Source organism: Prosthecodimorpha staleyi (assembly GCF_018729455.1).
Lineage (GTDB): Bacteria > Pseudomonadota > Alphaproteobacteria > Rhizobiales > Ancalomicrobiaceae > Prosthecodimorpha > Prosthecodimorpha staleyi.
In genome coordinates this window covers 207,086-222,470 of record NZ_JAHHZF010000013.1, presented here as the reverse complement: position 1 = coordinate 222,470, position 15,385 = coordinate 207,086, and the positions used below count along the sequence as shown (strand labels likewise).

General features: G+C 64.3%; 16 protein-coding genes. 2 read left to right on the top strand and 14 right to left on the bottom strand.

Going from position 1 to position 15,385, the window contains the following annotated elements; all coding sequences use genetic code 11:
* The first annotated feature begins 130 nt into the window (after positions 1-130).
* The gene (gene arsH / locus KL771_RS23925; protein WP_449301125.1) at positions 131-853 is read left to right on the top strand and encodes an arsenical resistance protein ArsH; all 723 of its coding nucleotides are present in this window, start codon (positions 131-133) and stop codon (positions 851-853) included.
* Between the two features lie 194 nt (positions 854-1,047).
* On the opposite strand, the gene KL771_RS23920 is transcribed toward arsH, so the two are convergent.
* The 3 genes from KL771_RS23920 to KL771_RS23910 form a co-directional block, all read right to left on the bottom strand.
* Positions 1,048-2,682 (bottom strand): putative 2-aminoethylphosphonate ABC transporter permease subunit, encoded by a 1,635-nt coding sequence (locus tag KL771_RS23920; protein WP_261971022.1) that lies wholly within the window; start codon positions 2,680-2,682, stop codon positions 1,048-1,050.
* Positions 2,683-2,823: 141 nt separating this feature from the next.
* Positions 2,824-3,879, bottom strand: coding sequence for a putative 2-aminoethylphosphonate ABC transporter ATP-binding protein (locus KL771_RS23915; protein ID WP_261971021.1), 1,056 nt, complete (start codon positions 3,877-3,879; stop codon positions 2,824-2,826).
* A 161-nt stretch (positions 3,880-4,040) separates the two neighbouring features.
* Positions 4,041-5,048: a putative 2-aminoethylphosphonate ABC transporter substrate-binding protein gene (locus KL771_RS23910; protein WP_261971020.1), complete on the bottom strand. Its 1,008-nt coding sequence runs from the start codon at positions 5,046-5,048 to the stop codon at positions 4,041-4,043.
* Between the two features lie 290 nt (positions 5,049-5,338).
* Between KL771_RS23910 and KL771_RS23905 the strand changes: the two genes are divergently transcribed.
* A complete protein-coding gene (locus tag KL771_RS23905; RefSeq protein ID WP_261971019.1) occupies positions 5,339-5,632 on the top strand; it encodes a hypothetical protein in 294 nt (97 codons plus the stop codon).
* An 89-nt stretch (positions 5,633-5,721) separates the two neighbouring features.
* Here the strand turns inward: KL771_RS23905 and phnE (KL771_RS23900) are convergent, their stop codons facing one another.
* The 11 genes from phnE (KL771_RS23900) to KL771_RS23850 form a co-directional block, all read right to left on the bottom strand.
* The gene (gene phnE, locus KL771_RS23900) at positions 5,722-6,540 is read right to left on the bottom strand and encodes a phosphonate ABC transporter, permease protein PhnE (RefSeq protein ID WP_261971018.1); all 819 of its coding nucleotides are present in this window, start codon (positions 6,538-6,540) and stop codon (positions 5,722-5,724) included.
* Complete coding sequence (gene phnE / locus KL771_RS23895; protein ID WP_261971017.1) at positions 6,541-7,350, bottom strand: phosphonate ABC transporter, permease protein PhnE; 810 nt, start codon at positions 7,348-7,350, stop codon at positions 6,541-6,543.
* Entirely contained in the window at positions 7,350-8,189 is an 840-nt protein-coding gene (gene phnC, locus KL771_RS23890; RefSeq protein ID WP_261971016.1) for a phosphonate ABC transporter ATP-binding protein, read from the bottom strand. Before phnC ends, phnE (KL771_RS23895) begins: the two co-directional genes overlap by 1 nt.
* Positions 8,190-8,292: 103 nt before the next feature.
* The gene (gene phnD / locus KL771_RS23885) at positions 8,293-9,246 is read right to left on the bottom strand and encodes a phosphate/phosphite/phosphonate ABC transporter substrate-binding protein (protein ID WP_261971015.1); all 954 of its coding nucleotides are present in this window, start codon (positions 9,244-9,246) and stop codon (positions 8,293-8,295) included.
* A 467-nt stretch (positions 9,247-9,713) separates the two neighbouring features.
* Positions 9,714-9,950: a thioredoxin family protein gene (locus KL771_RS23880; RefSeq protein ID WP_261971014.1), complete on the bottom strand. Its 237-nt coding sequence runs from the start codon at positions 9,948-9,950 to the stop codon at positions 9,714-9,716.
* 13 nt (positions 9,951-9,963) lie between these two features.
* A complete protein-coding gene (locus KL771_RS23875; RefSeq protein WP_261971013.1) occupies positions 9,964-11,019 on the bottom strand; it encodes a permease in 1,056 nt (351 codons plus the stop codon).
* The gene (locus tag KL771_RS23870; protein ID WP_261971012.1) at positions 11,016-11,309 is read right to left on the bottom strand and encodes an ArsR/SmtB family transcription factor; all 294 of its coding nucleotides are present in this window, start codon (positions 11,307-11,309) and stop codon (positions 11,016-11,018) included. The genes KL771_RS23875 and KL771_RS23870 overlap by 4 nt, the downstream gene beginning before the upstream one ends.
* A 93-nt stretch (positions 11,310-11,402) precedes the next feature.
* Complete coding sequence (locus KL771_RS23865) at positions 11,403-12,860, bottom strand: FAD-dependent oxidoreductase (protein WP_261971011.1); 1,458 nt, start codon at positions 12,858-12,860, stop codon at positions 11,403-11,405.
* A gap of 54 nt (positions 12,861-12,914) precedes the next feature.
* Positions 12,915-13,232, bottom strand: a complete 318-nt coding sequence (locus tag KL771_RS23860) for an ArsR/SmtB family transcription factor (RefSeq protein ID WP_261971010.1) — start codon at positions 13,230-13,232, stop codon at positions 12,915-12,917.
* Between the two features lie 548 nt (positions 13,233-13,780).
* The gene (locus tag KL771_RS23855) at positions 13,781-14,278 is read right to left on the bottom strand and encodes a hypothetical protein (RefSeq protein ID WP_261971009.1); all 498 of its coding nucleotides are present in this window, start codon (positions 14,276-14,278) and stop codon (positions 13,781-13,783) included.
* 24 nt (positions 14,279-14,302) lie between these two features.
* On the bottom strand, positions 14,303-15,346 hold the full coding sequence (locus tag KL771_RS23850; protein ID WP_261971008.1) for an NAD-dependent epimerase/dehydratase family protein: 1,044 nt from the start codon (positions 15,344-15,346) through the stop codon (positions 14,303-14,305).
* Positions 15,347-15,385: the final 39 nt, after the last annotated feature.

The window sequence follows — 15,385 nt, the reverse complement described above, 5'->3', positions numbered from 1 at the left end:
GTCTGCACCGCGAAGGGCGTCCGGCTGTGCCGGCCGAGCGAGACGGTGCTCGACCTCCTCGACCGCCTGCCGCCCGGCCCCTTCGCCAAGGAGGACGGCGCGCCGCTGATCGACCCGGAGGGACGCAGGGTTGGCTGAATCCGACGAGACGACCCCACAATTGGACGAAACCTGCTTCCGGCTAGTTGAGCCGGAGCGGCTGTTCCCCGCCACCCTGGCCGACCACCCGCCCCGCATCCTCCTGCTCTATGGCTCGGTGCGATCGCGCTCTTTCAGCCGGCTTGTCACCGAAGAAGCAGCGCGCATTCTGCGGCGCTTCGGGGCGGAAACCCGGACCTTCAACCCGTCCGGAGTGCCCTTGCCCGACGATGCCGACACAAGCCATCCGAAGGTGCAGGAACTCCGCGAGCTGGTCACCTGGGCAGAAGGCATGGTCTGGTGCTCGCCCGAGCGGCATGGCGCGATGACGGGCATCATGAAGGCCCAGATCGACTGGATCCCGCTGTCGCTCGGTGCGGTCCGCCCCACCCAGGGCAAGACCCTCGCCGTCATGCAGGTGAGCGGAGGTTCGCAGTCGTTCAACGCCGTCAATCAGTTGCGTATCCTGGGTCGGTGGATGCGGCTGATCACGATCCCGAACCAGTCGTCGGTGCCGAAGGCCTTCACGGAGTTCGACGAGAACGACCGCATGAAGCCGTCCGCCTACTACGACCGCATCGTCGACGTGATGGAGGAACTGGTGAAGTTCACCCTCCTGACCCGCGACCGTGCCGACTACCTGGTCGACCGCTATTCGGAACGGAAAGAGAGCGCCGAGGCCCTGTCCGCCCGGGTGAACCAGCGCTCGATCTGAGCGTGTCCGAAGTGCAAAGGACGCCGGAAGCTGCGTCCGGGTCAGAGGGCGGGGACTGTCTCCCTGCCTCAGGGCGGACCATCCGACGCTGCACGCCGAGGTCGGGGCCGCGTCCGGCATGCTCGACGACGATGTGGACCTCTATTTGGCCGACAGCCGCGTCGACGAACAGAGCTGCCCGAAGGCGTTTCCGATCAGCGTCGGCGCCAGGCCTGGGTTCGCGCCAGGACGCCGGCGGAGAGCAGCGTGTACGCGACCCTGACCGCCGTTGCAGCGAAGAATATGGTCATCGCCATGGCGGCAGCCGGGGCTACGTCGCCAGCATCGTCCATGTTGAGGACGGCGATCGAGGCGAGCGTGGTCTGCGGCGAATAGAGGAATACCACGGCCGATACTGTCGTCAGCGCGTTGACGAAGAGATACATTGCAATATCGAGCACGGCAGGGAGGCAGACCGGCAATGTGACTCTCCCGAAGGTCCGGTAGAACGGTACGCGCAGCGACGACGATACGGTCTCGATCTCCTGGTCGAGTTGCTTCAGGGCCGTGACCGCGGTCAGATGCGCGACCGAATAGAAATGCGCCATGGAGCAGACGACGAGAATGCTCATGGTACCGTAGATAAAATTGGCCGGGTTGCTCGGAGAATTGAAGAAAAAGATATAGCCGAGGCCGAGGACGATCCCCGGCACCGCCAGCGGCAGCAGCGCGAGCAGTTGGAAGAGGAAGCGGCCTATGCCGAAGCCCTTCGTCTTCTCGACCAGATAGGCGCCAGTGAACACCACGATGGTCCCGAAGACTGCCGTCAAGCCGGCCATCTGCAGCGAGTTGTAGAAGCTCTCCCAGCCGCCGCCGTCCATGTTGTCGAAGTCGTAGTTCTTCAAGGACGGCGTCAGATTGTAGGGCCACAGGGTGGCGATCGACGCGAAGAAGGCCATCCCGATGACGACCAGGATGACGGCGGCGATCATGCCGCAAACCACGAAGGCGGCCCCGTCGATCGCGGCGTTCGGCTTCGGCTCGTAGGGCAACGCGCGCGACGACAAGGCCGCCGACTGCCGGCGCTGCACCCACTGATCGACGGCGAACGAGAGCATGGCGGGCAGGAGCAGGAGCAGGCCGACGACCGCGCCCATCCGGAAATTCTGCTGACCGATCACCTGCTTGTACACATCGGTCGCCAGGACATTGTACTGCCCGCCGATGACCTTCGGGACACCGAAGTCGGTGATCACCAGCGTAAAGACGACGAAGGTCGCGCTGATCAGGCCGTAGCGGGCGCCGGGTATAGTCACTGTCCAGAAGGTCCGCCAATTGCTGGCCTTCAGCGCTGCGGCCGCCTCGTAGAGGCGCGCATCCGAGGTCGAGAGCGCGGTCGTCATGATGATGAGAGCGTGCGGGAAGGTCCAGAAGACTTCGCCCATCACGAGGCCGATCGGGCCATAGATCGAGGCGCCGAACAGGAGATCCTTGGCAACGCCCTGGTTGCCGAACAGGTAGACGAGACTGATCGCCGGCAGCAACGACGGCGCCAGCAGCGGGATCTGGGAGATGAGCCGGAACACGCTGCGACCCGGCATGCAGGTGCGCGTCATGCCGTAGGCGAAAACGAAGCTGAGCAGCACACAGATGGCCGTGCTGACCAGCGCGATCCAAACACTGTTGCCGATCGATGCCGTCAAAGCCGGATTGGAGAAATACTGGGCGAAATTCGCCAGCCCGACAAACTCGCCGGACGGGCTTTCGACGCTCTTGATCAGCAGGGCGCTGAGCGGCAGGAGGACCGTGACGATCAGCCAGACGGTGAGCACGCCCAGGATGAGCCGCATTAGAACATCGTCGCGGCTGGCGCGCTGACGCACCGGTCTGGCATCGGAAGCCGCCGGCAGACCGGACGGCGGAAGAGTGCTCGCTGACATCGTCACGATGGACCTTTCAACACGGTACCGGGGCGGAGAGCCGCGCCGCTCTCAGGCGGCGGACGCGAAGACGCGCAAACGGTCGGTCGGCAGAGAGGCCAAGACACGGGCTCCCGGCTTGATGCCGAGATCGCGGACGTCGTTCATCGAAAGGTCGGCGGAAATGTTCAGGTTCGAGCCCTGGACATGAAGCGTCGTCGAGAAGTGGTTGCCCATGAACTCCATCACGCCCACGTCGACGTCGAAGACGTTCGAGCCGGCGCTCACTTCGCGTACGACAACGTCTTCGGGCCGCAGGCAAATCGTGACCGGCGTCCCGGGGGCGTAAGGTAGTTCGCCGACGAACCGGAGCATGGCTCCTTTGCAGTCTGCGGCTCCGCCGTCGACCAGCTTGCCCGAGATGAAGTTCATGCGTCCGACGAAATCGGCGACGAAGGGCGACGCCGGCCGGCGATAGACCTCATCCGGTGTGCCGATCTGCTCGATGCGCCCCTTGCTCATCACGACGATGCGGTCCGACATCGTCAGCGCCTCTTCTTGATCGTGCGTCACCATGATGGTGGTGATGCCGAGGCGCTGCTGCAGTTCGCGGATCTCGCCGCGCAGACGCGCCCGAACCCGCGCATCGAGGGCTGACAGCGGCTCGTCGAGCAACAGGAGACCCGGCGACAGGGCCAGGGCACGCGCAAGCGACACGCGCTGCTGCTGTCCGCCAGAAAGCTGCGACGGATACTTCTCGGCCTGGTCCGCCAAGCCGACCATGCCGAGAAGATACATGACGCGGTCGGCGATCTCCTTGCGGCTCTTGCCGGCCGAGACCAGGCCGTAGCCGACATTGTCCTTGATCTTCAGATTGGGGAAAAGCGCGTAGCTCTGAAAGACGATGCCGAAATCGCGCTGGCTGACAGGCAGGCTCGAAATGTCGCGCCCCCCCTGGCAGATGCTGCCCGTGGTCTGCACATCCAGTCCGGAAATGGCGCGCAGCAAGGTCGTCTTGCCGCAGCCGGATGGGCCGAGGAAGGAAACGAACTCGCCTTTGTGGATATCGAGGTCGATGTCCTGGAGGGCGGTGAAAGGACCGAAGCGCTTGGTGACGCCCCGGATCACGAGATAGGGATCGTCGGACCCGGCGGTAGCGTACATGTCTTCAGCCCTTTGCTTCGCAGGATGGCAGGATCAGGGTCGCCACTCGCCGCTGCGGCACAGCGAAGGGCCCGGCGACAGCCGTGCGACACGGCGTCCCGCCAGGCCCGAAGGGTCGATCCCCGTCACTTCTTCTCGGACTTGCCGTCGTAGCGCTTCATCCATTCAGCGAGGACGCGGTCGCGGTTGGCGGCCGACCAGACGAAGTCGTTCTTGCCGAGCATGGCTTCCACGTCGCCCTTCACATGATCGAGCTTCGCCTGCACGCCCGGATAGGCGACGATGGCGTAGTTCTCCGAGTAGAGCTTGTTGGCCTCTTCGGTGACCGACCAGTCGAGAAGCTTGCGCGCGGCCTCAACGTTCTTCGTCGTGGCCATGATGGCCGAAGCCTCCATGTCCCAACCGAGACCCTCCTTCGGCAGGATCGCCTCGATCGGAGCGCCATCCTTCTTGGTCTTGTTGGCGCGGTACTCGAACGACAGACCGACGGCATACTCGCCGGCAGCGGCCTGGCGGCAGGGCTTTGAGCCGGAATGGGTATAGGCGGCGACGTTCTGATGCAGAGCGTCCATGTACTTCCAGCCGGCCTCTTCACCCATCATCTGAAGCCAGAAGGCGACCATCAAATACCCCGTGCCGGACGAAGCCGGGTTCGGCATCGCGATCTGGCCCTTGTACTCGGGCTTGACGAGATCGGCCCAGGAGGCCGGCATCGATATGTTCTTCTTCCCGGCCTCTACCGTGTTGAAGCAGAGCGCCGAGGCCCAAATATCCATTCCGACCCACTTCGGCGGTTCGGCCGGGTCGCGCATCGAACGCTTGATCTTGTCGAGCCCGACGGGCGCATAGCCCTGGAGCATGCCTTCCTTGTCGAGCAGCATCAGGGAGGTCGCGGCCAGGCCGAACACGACGTCGGCCTTCGGAGCGGCCTTCTCGGCGAGGAGCTTCGCCGTGACGACGCCTGTCGAGTCCCGGACCCAGCGGATCTTGATGGTCGGGTTGGTCTTCTCGAAGGAGACTTGATAGGCCTTGATCTGATCGGCCTCGAGCGCGGTGTAGACCGTCAATTCCTGGGCCTGTGCCGTCCCTCCGACCAGGGCGAGCATCACCATACCGATCAGTGATTTTATCATGCTTCAATCTCACTATTGTTGGTGCCGGCGCCGCCGAGTCCGACCGGGGCCGTGAATCGGCCATCCCATGGCGCTGCGATGCCCGATGCGCCGTCGTTCCTGGCCTGCAAGCTCGGGGACGATCACGAAGGGACTACGCTCAAATCGACGCTATGGAATTTTCATGACAGCCGCATGTAACCATCCGACAGGGCGCTTCGAAGAATGTCCGCAAATCAGTTTCCATCGGCACCGGACGCTTCTTTAAGCGGCGATCGGTCTGGCGTGGATCTTCGATCCGAATAGACGTCTTGGGCGACGACCTGAGGCGGTTGATCCGGCAGCGAAATTTAGAGGGCCGCTCCGCCGTCCACCACCGCATGCCGCGCCTCTTCGCCGCCCCGACGCTCGCCCGCGCCGACCGCCGATATGAAATCAGCGAAAATCCCGGCATCGCCGACGCTCTCCCAATCGCCCGATCCATGACGCCAATTGGATCGAACTCGACTACGACAACCTGGAAAAGAAATACCCGCCAGCGCTCTCACACCATCGCTGCGCAACCGGCTCCGGCCATCGACGATTTTCCAAATCGATTTAAATGAAATTAACCAGACAGGCCCCTTACAGTTGCAACTGCGTCCCGCTGAAAGCCAAATGCATGGCCACGCATTCTGCATTCCAGAGTTATATATCAGATGATCATCCGACGAACTTGAGCGGTGATCCATTCGCTGAGTATAACGGTGACCAGAATGATCAGCAGAATTAGCGAAACTTGCGGCCAAGCGAGTGTATTCAGCGAACCTTCAAGCGCCAGACCGAGACCGCCAGCGCCAACGAGGCCGAGGACGGTGGATTCGCGGATGTTGATATCCCAGCGGAATACGCAGATCGTCGCGAATGCGGGCAGGATTTGCGGCCAAATGCCGTAGCCTATGACCTGCATTTGCCCGGCCCCGGTGGCTCGGATCGCCTCGACCTGTGTTTCATCGATTTCTTCGATGGCTTCGTACAGCAGTTTGCCGATGAACCCAATGGAGCGGAGCGCGATCGCGAAGATGCCGGCAAGCACACCGGGGCCGAGCACCGCCACGAGCAGCAATCCCCAGATAAGCGCGTTGATCGATCGCGAGGCGACGATGGCGAACAGCGCGACCGGGCGGAGGAAAAGCACGCTCGGCGTGGTATTGCGGGCGGCCAGAAACGCGAGCGGGGTGGCCAGTCCGATGGCGATCAGCGTCCCGAGTGTGGCGATGTTGATCGTGTCCCAGATGGCGCCCCAAAGCTGATCAATGTAGCTCCAGCGGGGTGGCAACATGCGACCGAAGATGTCTGCCGCCTGTGTCGGGGCATCCGCGACGAATGCCCAGATCGTATCGGCCGTCATGATCCGCCAGCAGAACACCGTGAGCGCGGCAAGCACGAGCCAGCCGAACCAGCGCCACCGTTGTTCTCCCGGGGTGAGCAGCGTCCAGTGGCGCGCGCCGTCGCTGCCGATTACGATCGCCATCTACGCCATCGCCTTTCTGATCCATCCCGAGCCGTACTCACAGATCATCACGATGCCGATGATGATCAGCAGAATCGCGGCCGCACTGTCGAATTCGTAGCGGTCGAGCGCCGTATTGAGCGTGGCGCCGATGCCTCCGGCTCCGACAATGCCGATGACAGAGCTTTCCCGAAAGTTGATGTCGACCTTGTAGGCCGTTAGCCCGACGAACCGAGGGCCGATCTGGGGAGAAACGGCGTAGTCCATCACCTGCCAGAAGCCGCCGCCGGTGGCGCGAATCGCCTCGACCTGCGCCGGGTCGATCTCTTCGATGTCGTCGGCGATCAGCTTTGACAAGAAGCCGATCGTGGAGAGCGAAAGCGTGAGGAAGCCGGCGAAAGTACCGAAGCCGAACATGGCGACGAACAGGATCGCGACGATGATTTCCTGGAAGGCCCGCGCCAGCGCGATGAATGCGCGGCAGAGACCATAGAGCCATAGCGGAGCGACGTTTCGCGCTGCACCGAGCCCGATCGGCAGAGCAAGGACCAGACCGAACACTGTCGCGCAGACCGTCATGGTCAGGCTTTCGATCAGGCCTTGCTGGATGTCTCTCCAGCGCGTTGTGAAATCCGGCTGCAGAAACCCGGCGAACAGCCGCGCGGCGCGGACCAATCCTTCTGAAACACGCGTCCAGTTGACGTCGATGCTGCCCAGTGCGAGCCACAGGTATAGGATGATCGCGCCGAGGATGACCCAGCGCAGCCACGCGCGCTCGATCAGGCGGGGGGGCTTCCAGACCAGGTGTTGGGCGGGAATGGCTTCGGTCATCACGGGCCCGCCATGGCTGCGTTGCGCCGTTCGAGAGTGGAGGCGATCGGGATCGGGGCCACGGTGTCGTTCGCCTCCTCGTTCGTCGACGTCTTGGCCCAGTCCTCTTCGCCGTAGATGCGCGTCAGTACTTCAGCATTCAGCCCGGCGGCCGGGCCGTCGTAGACGACTTCGCCGGCCCGCAGGCCGACGATCCGCGGCAGGAACATCTGGGCCAGCACGACATCGTGGATGTTGACGATCGCTGCCAACTTGCGCTCGGCACAAAGCTCCAGGATCAGGCGCATCACCTGGCGGGACGTTTTCGGGTCGAGGCTGGCGGTCGGTTCGTCGACCAGCAGCAGTTCGGGTTCCTGCGCGAGTGCTCGGGCGATGCCAACGCGCTGGCGTTGCCCGCCGGACAGGGCGTCCGCCCGTTTGTCGACAAATTCGGTCAGCCCAACGCGGCCGAGCAGTGCGAAGGCGCGCGCCACGTCGGCCTCAGGGAACCGGCGCAGCCAGCTCTGCCAGAATCCCACATAGCCGAGACGGCCGGAGAGCACGTTTTCCATGACAGTGAGGCGCTCGACCAGCGCATATTCCTGGAAGATCATACCGATGCGGCGGCGCGCCTTGCGCAGGTCGCCACCGCTCAGGTTTGTGAGGTCGAGATCGAACAGCTTGATGGTGCCCGACGTGGGATCGACAAGCCGGTTCACGCAGCGGATCAACGTCGACTTACCCGCGCCGGATGGCCCGATCAGGCCGACGATGTCACCGGGAGCCAGAGTGAGCGAGACGCCTTTGAGGGCCCGATCACCGGTCTTGTAGCGCTTTTCCAGATTGTGGATGGTCAGCACGTCAGATGTACCCCGGCGCCCCCTTGGGGCATCATCGACAGTCTGCGTCGTGCGGCTGAACACTGAACGACGCAGATCTCGGCCCCACGAGCGGATGCCTTGCTTACTTACAGGTATACTTTATGTCCATGGCCTGATCGATCTGGCGAACGACCTCCCATGTTTCCTTGTAGGAGATCCGGATAAATTTCTCTTGCGGGGGCTCTGACTTTTCGAACTCCTTCAGAAGCTCGGATCCCTCCCACTTAAAACTAAAAAACGCTTCCTGGATCTTCGCTTGCAGCTCGGGCTTGAGGTTGTGAGCGGTGCCGTAGCCGGAGGTCGGGAAGGCCTGGGATGCGTAGATCACCTTGAGCTGATCAGCCTTGACGACGCCCCGCGCAGTCATCCGGTCCCTAACGGAAGAAGCGACGGCGGCGGCCATGTAGTCCTTGTTGGCGACGCCCAGGATCGAGTTATCGTGCTTGCCGGAGAAGACCGGCTCAAAATCACGCTTCGCTTCCATTTTGAATTGATCGCGCATCAGAGCGGACGGCGCCTTGAATCCCGAGTTCGATGTCTCGGAGGTGAAGGCCATCTTCTTACCCTTGATGTCTTCGATCTTCTCGATTCCGGAGCCAGGATAGGTGATGAACTCCATTTTGTAGCCGAAATCGCCTGTCTTCGATGCCATCATCGCGAAGGGCCGAAAGCCGGCGCAATTCACGGCAAGCGGATTGGAGCCCGTGTTGAAAGCCGCGACATGCAGACGACCGGCTCGCATGGCTTCTATCTGCGCCGCATTGGACTGCACAGGGAAGAACTGCACACGTTTGCCGGTGACTGTCGCCATATGCTCCAGGAAGCCTTCCCAGACCTTTGCGTAGACTGCGGGATCTTCGACCGGCGTGTAGGCGAACACCAGAACCGGCGGATCGACCAGATCGGCGGCAGCGGTCGGAATGTCGGCCAGGAGGTCGCCGTCGGCATCCGTGTAACGGGCATCGAGCGCAAAGGCGCTGACCGACATGGTCAGGGAAAATGCAAGTCCGAGAATCGTTCTGGGGAGCGTGTTCATGGTGATCTCCTGACGCGTCCAACTCGTCGTCCGAACAACAGGAGTCCAATTACAATATCATGACAGATCTGGTGCCGAATCGGTGGGCACATGATGGAACGCTCAGGTCACCGCCAACTCCGCATCCCCACTGTCCGGCAGGGTCTCGCGAGCATGAGCCCCGAGACGAATAGGCAGGCGTCGATGCGTCCTGCTGCTCTGCGGCGCGGTGCGGCCGCGCTCGGTTGACCGCCTGGTTGTCGAGGCGTCGGCGCGCATCATGCGGCTCTTCGGTGCAAAAAGCCGGACCTTAAACCTCTGAGGCCTGCCGCTGCCCCACGATGCCGAGACGAGGTATCCGAAGGTCCGGGAGCTCCGGGATCTGGCCAGTCGGTGGTCCGACCCTGTCCGGGTTTGCACCGGATGCGGGACGGCTGCCGACACCGTTTCGGCGTGCCTGCACCCGGTATTCGAGCGAAGCAGCCATGTCACGCTGCCAGCCACTTCGCGACGTCTTCCGGCTTCGGCAGGCCGCCAGCATGTACGACCGTGCCGTCCACCACGATGCCCGGCGTCGAGGCGACACCGAACCCTGCGATGGCCGCGTAGTCGGTCACCTTCTCGACCTTCACCTGAATGCCGAGCTTGGCGGCCTGAACCCGAACCATTTCCTCGGTCGCCTTGCAGCGCGCGCAGCCTGGGCCGAGCACCTTGACCTCTTTCATCGTGCGATCCTTCTCAGTGGAATAGGGCGTTGAACAGGAAGCCCACGCCAAGAATGCCGGTACCGACCACGCCGATGAACACGGCGATCAGCTTGGTCGTCAGCACCTTGCGCAGAATGACCATCTCGGGGAATGAAAGGGCGATGACCGCCATCATGAAGGCGAGGACCGTCCCGAGCGCCGCACCCTTGCCGAGCAGCGCCTCGACCACGGGAATGATTCCGGCCGCATTGGAATACATGGGAATGCCGAGCAGTACGGCAGCAGGAACCGACCACCAGCTGTCCTTTCCCATGATGGTGGCGAGGAGCTCGTTGGGCACATAGCCATGGATGAAGGCGCCGGCCGCGATGCCCGCGATGATCCAGAGCCAGACTTTGCCGACGATCTCCTTGACGGCGTCGACCCCGGCACGGAGCCGATCGACAATCGAAAGGCGCTCTTGGGGCAGGCTGACGGCGGTCGCCCGCACGTTGCGGACCCATTCCTCCAGCCAACCCTCCAGATGAAGGCGGCCGATCACCCAGCCCGCCACGATGGCCAGCGTCAGCCCGAACGCCAGATAGGTCAGCGCGACCTTCCAGCCGAGCAGCGCGAACAGAAGCCCGAGCGCGACCTCGTTGACCATCGGCGCGGCGATCAGGAACGAGAAGGTCACGCCGAGCGGCACGCCCGCCGATACGAAGCCGACGAACAGCGGTACCGCCGAGCAGGAACAGAAGGGGGTGAACACGCCCAGACCCGCGGCCGCAACATTGCCGAAGCCTTCGGCACGGCCCGCCAGCAGCGCCCGCGTGCGCTCGGGTGAGAAAAAGCTACGAACCACGCCCATCCCGAACACGACCAGGGTGAGCAGCATCAACACCTTGGGGGTGTCGTAGATAAAGAATTTGACGGATTCGCCAAGATGGCTCCCGGCGTCCACAGGCAGATGCGCAACGGCCCATTCCGAGAATGGGACCAGTTGCCGGTATAATAGGAACCAGGCGAACACGAACAGCACCGTGCCGCCGATCCAAAGGGCCGGCGCCTCGCGAAGGTCGGGTCTCGAGCCGGCAAACGTGTTCATGCCGCGAGCCTTGTCTCTGTCAGGGCGACGACTGCCGCCTCGACGATCACCGCCGAGTGGGGCGACATCTCCGGATGGAGCCGATACCGGACCCATTGCGCGTCGCGCCGGTCGACCACCAGCCCGGCCGCCTTGAGAATCCCCATGTGGCGGGACATGCGCGACTGGCTGGCGCCGAGCCTGCGCATCAGTTCGCAAACGCAATGCTCTCCCCCGTCCAGCAGGATCCGCATCGCTCCAAGGCGGGTGGGTTCGGCGAGCGCCGACAGAACCGAAATAATGTCCGACATGGCCCGAACGTCGGCGTCGCCACACGTATGCGCAAGAGCGCATAAGCACGTAGCTCCAGACATCCTCAAGAAGGTTCGAGCGCCAATCGGCCGTTACGCCTCGACCAGATCGGCATCGGGCCGCGTCTTCGCGCCGCCGCAGCACCCGGAGACTGCCGGTGCGGGTGTGGGCGCCGCTGAACAGCCGCAGCCATCCATGGCCGCGGCTTTGGCGTCCCGGTCCGCCCGGCAATCGGCCCCCTCTGCCGCCGGAACAGGATCCCCGCAGCATGCCGCGTCGGCGATCCCGGGAACGGCACTGCAGACGCCCGTCTCCGGCAGGACGAGATGCAGCTCACGCGCTGCCTTCTCGTCCCCCGCGATGGCGGCGACGACCGACCGGACCTGTTCGTATCCCGTCGCCATCAGGAATGTCGGCGCGCGCCCGTAGCTCTTCGCGCCGACAATGTAAAGACCGGGCTCGGGCTGGGCGAGTTCGGCAGCGCCATGGGGCGGGACGGTGCCGCAAGAATGGAGGTTGGGATCGATCAGCGGGGCCAGGGCCGGTGGCGCTTCGACGGCCGGATCCAGCGCGACCCGCAACTCGGCGAGGAGCCGGAGATCCGGGCGGAAGCCTGTGGCCACGACGATCCGATCCACGTCCAGCGTCACGGACCTCTCTCCGTGCCGCGCCTCGATGCGGACCCCATCCGGTCGAGCCTGGATCCACTCGGCGGCGAAGGGCGCCAGCAATTCGAGCCGCCGCGCCTCGATCGCAGCCTTGGCGGCAAGTCCGAGAGCGCCGCGCTCGGCGAGCTTGTCGTCGAGGCCGCCGCCGGCGATCAGGTCGAGACGCTCGCGCCGCAGGGCCCAGACAACCCGGGTCTCCGGCGCCTCGGCCTGGAGCCGGAGGAGATCGAGGACGACGTTGATGGCGGAATGTCCGGCGCCGACGACGAGGACGCGCCGGCCCGCATAGTGCCCACGCTCCGCCTCGAGCACGTCCGGGATCCCGCTCGCGATCGCGGCCGCAACCGTGGCATCCTGTTCTCCCGGGACCGGCATGCCGTCGACCCCCATCGGGTTCGGGCTCGACCAAACGCCCGAGGCATCGATGATGGACCGGGCTTCGGTGCAGTGGGTGCGGCCGGCCGCGTCCCGCCAGTGCAGGACGAAGGGGGCGGCGTCGCGACCCGGGCTCGTCATCTTGTCGAAGCCCTTGCGGGTGACCCCCATGACCGTCGCGCCGAGATGCAGCCCCGCCGCGATCGCCTCGACCCGGGCAAGCGGCTCGAGGTAGCGCCGGACGATGGCGGCGCCGGTCGGGGTCTCGTCCGGGTCGGGCGCCGGCCATCCGGTCGCCGCGAGGAGTCGAGCGGCGGCCGCATCCACATTTAGGCTCCAGGGCGTGAAGACCCGGACGTGACTCCAGGCCGCGACAGCGGCGCCGACACTCCGGCCTTTCTCGAAGACGAGCGGGCGAATACCGCGCTCGACCAAATGGGCTGCGGCGGCGAGACCTACAGGACCCGCGCCGATGACGGCCACGGGCAGATCGCGGAGACCAGTCATGGCATTCCTTCCCTATTTCTAGAAATACCGAATAAATGAAGCCGAAAAACCCGATCACGCCGCCTCGCCGGAGGCACAGCCGTTGCGCATGTCGGCGCAGCACTCGTCCGAAAGGAAACCGATCAGGTCGCGCATGGCCGGATACTGTGCCCGGCAGATCAGGGTGGTGGCCTGTCGCTCTTGGGCAACTAGGCCCGTCTCTACCAGCCGCTTCAGGTGATGAGACAGGGTGGAAGCCGCGATGCCGATCCTGTCTTGGAGGCGTCCGACCGACATGCCCGCATCGCCGGCCCGAACGAGGGTCCGGTAGATCTGGAGCCGGGTCGAATTGCCGAGGGCTTCAAGCTGGTCCGCTGCTTCTTCGATATTCATAGAAATAAGATGGCGCCAGAAAGCTCGGTCGTCAAGCCTACTTCGAAAAAAATGGAAATAGCGTTGTGGCAGGGTCCGGAGCAGAGAAGGTTGGATCGCCGGTGCAATCCCTCCGCCATTCTCCCTCCACGATCCCCAAGACCTGCGCTTCAGCGCTCGAAATTCCTTTTGCGTCCAGAGGGGTTTGCGCGACGGGACAGACCCTCTGGGACCGTCCGGGCGGTGGCTGACAGTCTCTGAACGGCCTTCCGTCTCACTCTGCACGAACCTCGGCTTTTGCGGTTCCGGCGAGAATTCCCATTTTCTCCAGCATGTTGCCAATTTCGGCCGATCGCGCGGTTGCGAGCCGGACTCCGCCTTGCTGTGCAGTCCGAGAACGGGCGGTAGTCGTTCCCGGGCGCGGACAAGGGTGGGCCAGGGCACGGATGCCTCCCGCTGCCACCCTGCCGATCTTCTTCTGTGGTCCGTTGTCTTTGCCGGTTGCCGGACTTGTGCCGGGCGGTGTCGCGAACCGTCGAAATCCGCTCTCTGGTCTGGCGCTCGCTGCATCACCGTGACGCGCGCCCCCCAGTCGCCGCCGGCACGTCGGCGATCGTCGCGTAGGCCACCAGCGGCACGATGACGAGGCTGAAGGCGACGGTGATGATCGCCTTGCTGCCGATGGCTTCGACCTGCGTCAGCAGGCCGTCGCCGAGCTGGGGCAGAATCAGCGCCAACGGCAGAGCGAGGAGCATCCCGCACAGGGCCGCAATCCCGACCGCCCGGATCAGCAGATTGCGGGGAAGCAGGATCGCCAGCGGATGCGGGCGCTGCCTCGCCTCGCCGATCATCCGCCCGTCGGCCAGCGCCTTGCGGATGAAGGGCGTGCCCAACAGCACCGACAGCAGGCCGATCCAGACCGGGGTCATGGCGAGGTCGGAGCCGATCCGGTCGAGCGACAGCACGGGCTCGTCGCGCCAGATCCACGCGGTGTAGGCGGCATTGCACAGTGTGTTGAAGGCGGCGACGCCGAAGGCCTGCGCGATCAGGTAGGTTTTCCAGTTCATCTTCCGCTGCCTTTCTGCCGGTTGTCAGGCCTGGACGAGGCGGGCACCGCCTGGCTGCGGTTGCGCAAGGCAGCCCATGTCGGCGAGCGTCGCCGCAACGGCCTGGTCGAGCGCGGTATGCGGTTCGACGCCGAGCAGGCTGACCAGCCGGCGATTGTCGAGACGCATGGGGTGCTTCCACACCGGCTCGATCTCCAGAACTTCTTTCGGAAACCCGCCAAAGGGTGCCAGGAGGCGCATCATCCACCAGGGGAAACCCGCCTCCGGCACATCACGCCCGACGATCCGGCGAACCGCATCGCCCATCTGCCTGCCGGTCGCATCCCAGTGCCCGGCGAACTGCAGCGTCTCATGGGGACGCAGACGCTCGGGGATCGCCAGCAGGCCGACGAAAGTCGCCGCGAGATCGGGCAGATAGGCGTAGGCGTGTGGAACGCCCGCCGCCAGGCTGGTGAACTTGCGCACGGACCGCCCCGGCCGCACCATCGCCTGCGCGAACCAGCTCGCCCGCGTTCCCGGGCCGAAGAAGTCGCCGGCCCGCAGAATGAGCGAGGGAACCTCCGGGGCTGCCGCCGCCAGCTTCCGTTCCAGCGCGACGCGGATCCGGCCCTTCACGGTGTGCGCATTCTGGGCGCTGTGCTCGTCGATCACGGTGGTCCGCGCCGGATCGTAGTTGTAGACCGTGCCGGGCAGCACGATGCGGGCTCCGCCTGCCGCTCGGGCGGCGGCCAGCGTGTTGTCGATCATCGGCAAGACCAGCGACGACCAGTTGCGATAACCCGGCGGATTGACCGCGTGGACGATGACGCCGACGCCATCCTGAAGCGTCGCCGCGCGAATGACGGACGCGGCATCCATGGCATCGCCGGCGACGAAATGCGGCGCGGGGCAATCCTGCCGCCAGCCGGAGGTGGCCGCTTCGGCGTTGCGGGAAAGGGCGCGGACCTGCCATCCGTCGCGGATGAGCCCGGTGGCAATGGCGCCGCCGACACCACCGGTCGCACCGAGAACGAGGGCGGACCGACCGGTCGCCCGGCTGGCTGCATGTGTGGAAACCGTCTGAACCATCTGGGATCTCCTTTCGACAGGGAGACCTTCCGTCGAATC

Coding starts and splice junctions, on each gene's coding strand:
- KL771_RS23870 (WP_261971012.1), bottom strand. CDS start 11,309: ATGTCGGACATTATTTCGGTTCTGTCGGCGCTCGCCGAACCCACCCGC.
- KL771_RS23855 (WP_261971009.1), bottom strand. CDS start 14,278: ATGAACTGGAAAACCTACCTGATCGCGCAGGCCTTCGGCGTCGCCGCC.
- phnD (WP_261971015.1), bottom strand. CDS start 9,246: ATGAACACGCTCCCCAGAACGATTCTCGGACTTGCATTTTCCCTGACC.
- phnE (WP_261971018.1), bottom strand. CDS start 6,540: ATGGCGATCGTAATCGGCAGCGACGGCGCGCGCCACTGGACGCTGCTC.
- KL771_RS23880 (WP_261971014.1), bottom strand. CDS start 9,950: ATGAAAGAGGTCAAGGTGCTCGGCCCAGGCTGCGCGCGCTGCAAGGCG.
- KL771_RS23920 (WP_261971022.1), bottom strand. CDS start 2,682: ATGCGGCTCATCCTGGGCGTGCTCACCGTCTGGCTGATCGTCACGGTC.
- KL771_RS23865 (WP_261971011.1), bottom strand. CDS start 12,860: ATGACTGGTCTCCGCGATCTGCCCGTGGCCGTCATCGGCGCGGGTCCT.
- KL771_RS23860 (WP_261971010.1), bottom strand. CDS start 13,232: ATGAATATCGAAGAAGCAGCGGACCAGCTTGAAGCCCTCGGCAATTCG.
- KL771_RS23910 (WP_261971020.1), bottom strand. CDS start 5,048: ATGATAAAATCACTGATCGGTATGGTGATGCTCGCCCTGGTCGGAGGG.
- KL771_RS23850 (WP_261971008.1), bottom strand. CDS start 15,346: ATGGTTCAGACGGTTTCCACACATGCAGCCAGCCGGGCGACCGGTCGG.
- phnE (WP_261971017.1), bottom strand. CDS start 7,350: ATGACCGAAGCCATTCCCGCCCAACACCTGGTCTGGAAGCCCCCCCGC.
- KL771_RS23875 (WP_261971013.1), bottom strand. CDS start 11,019: ATGAACACGTTTGCCGGCTCGAGACCCGACCTTCGCGAGGCGCCGGCC.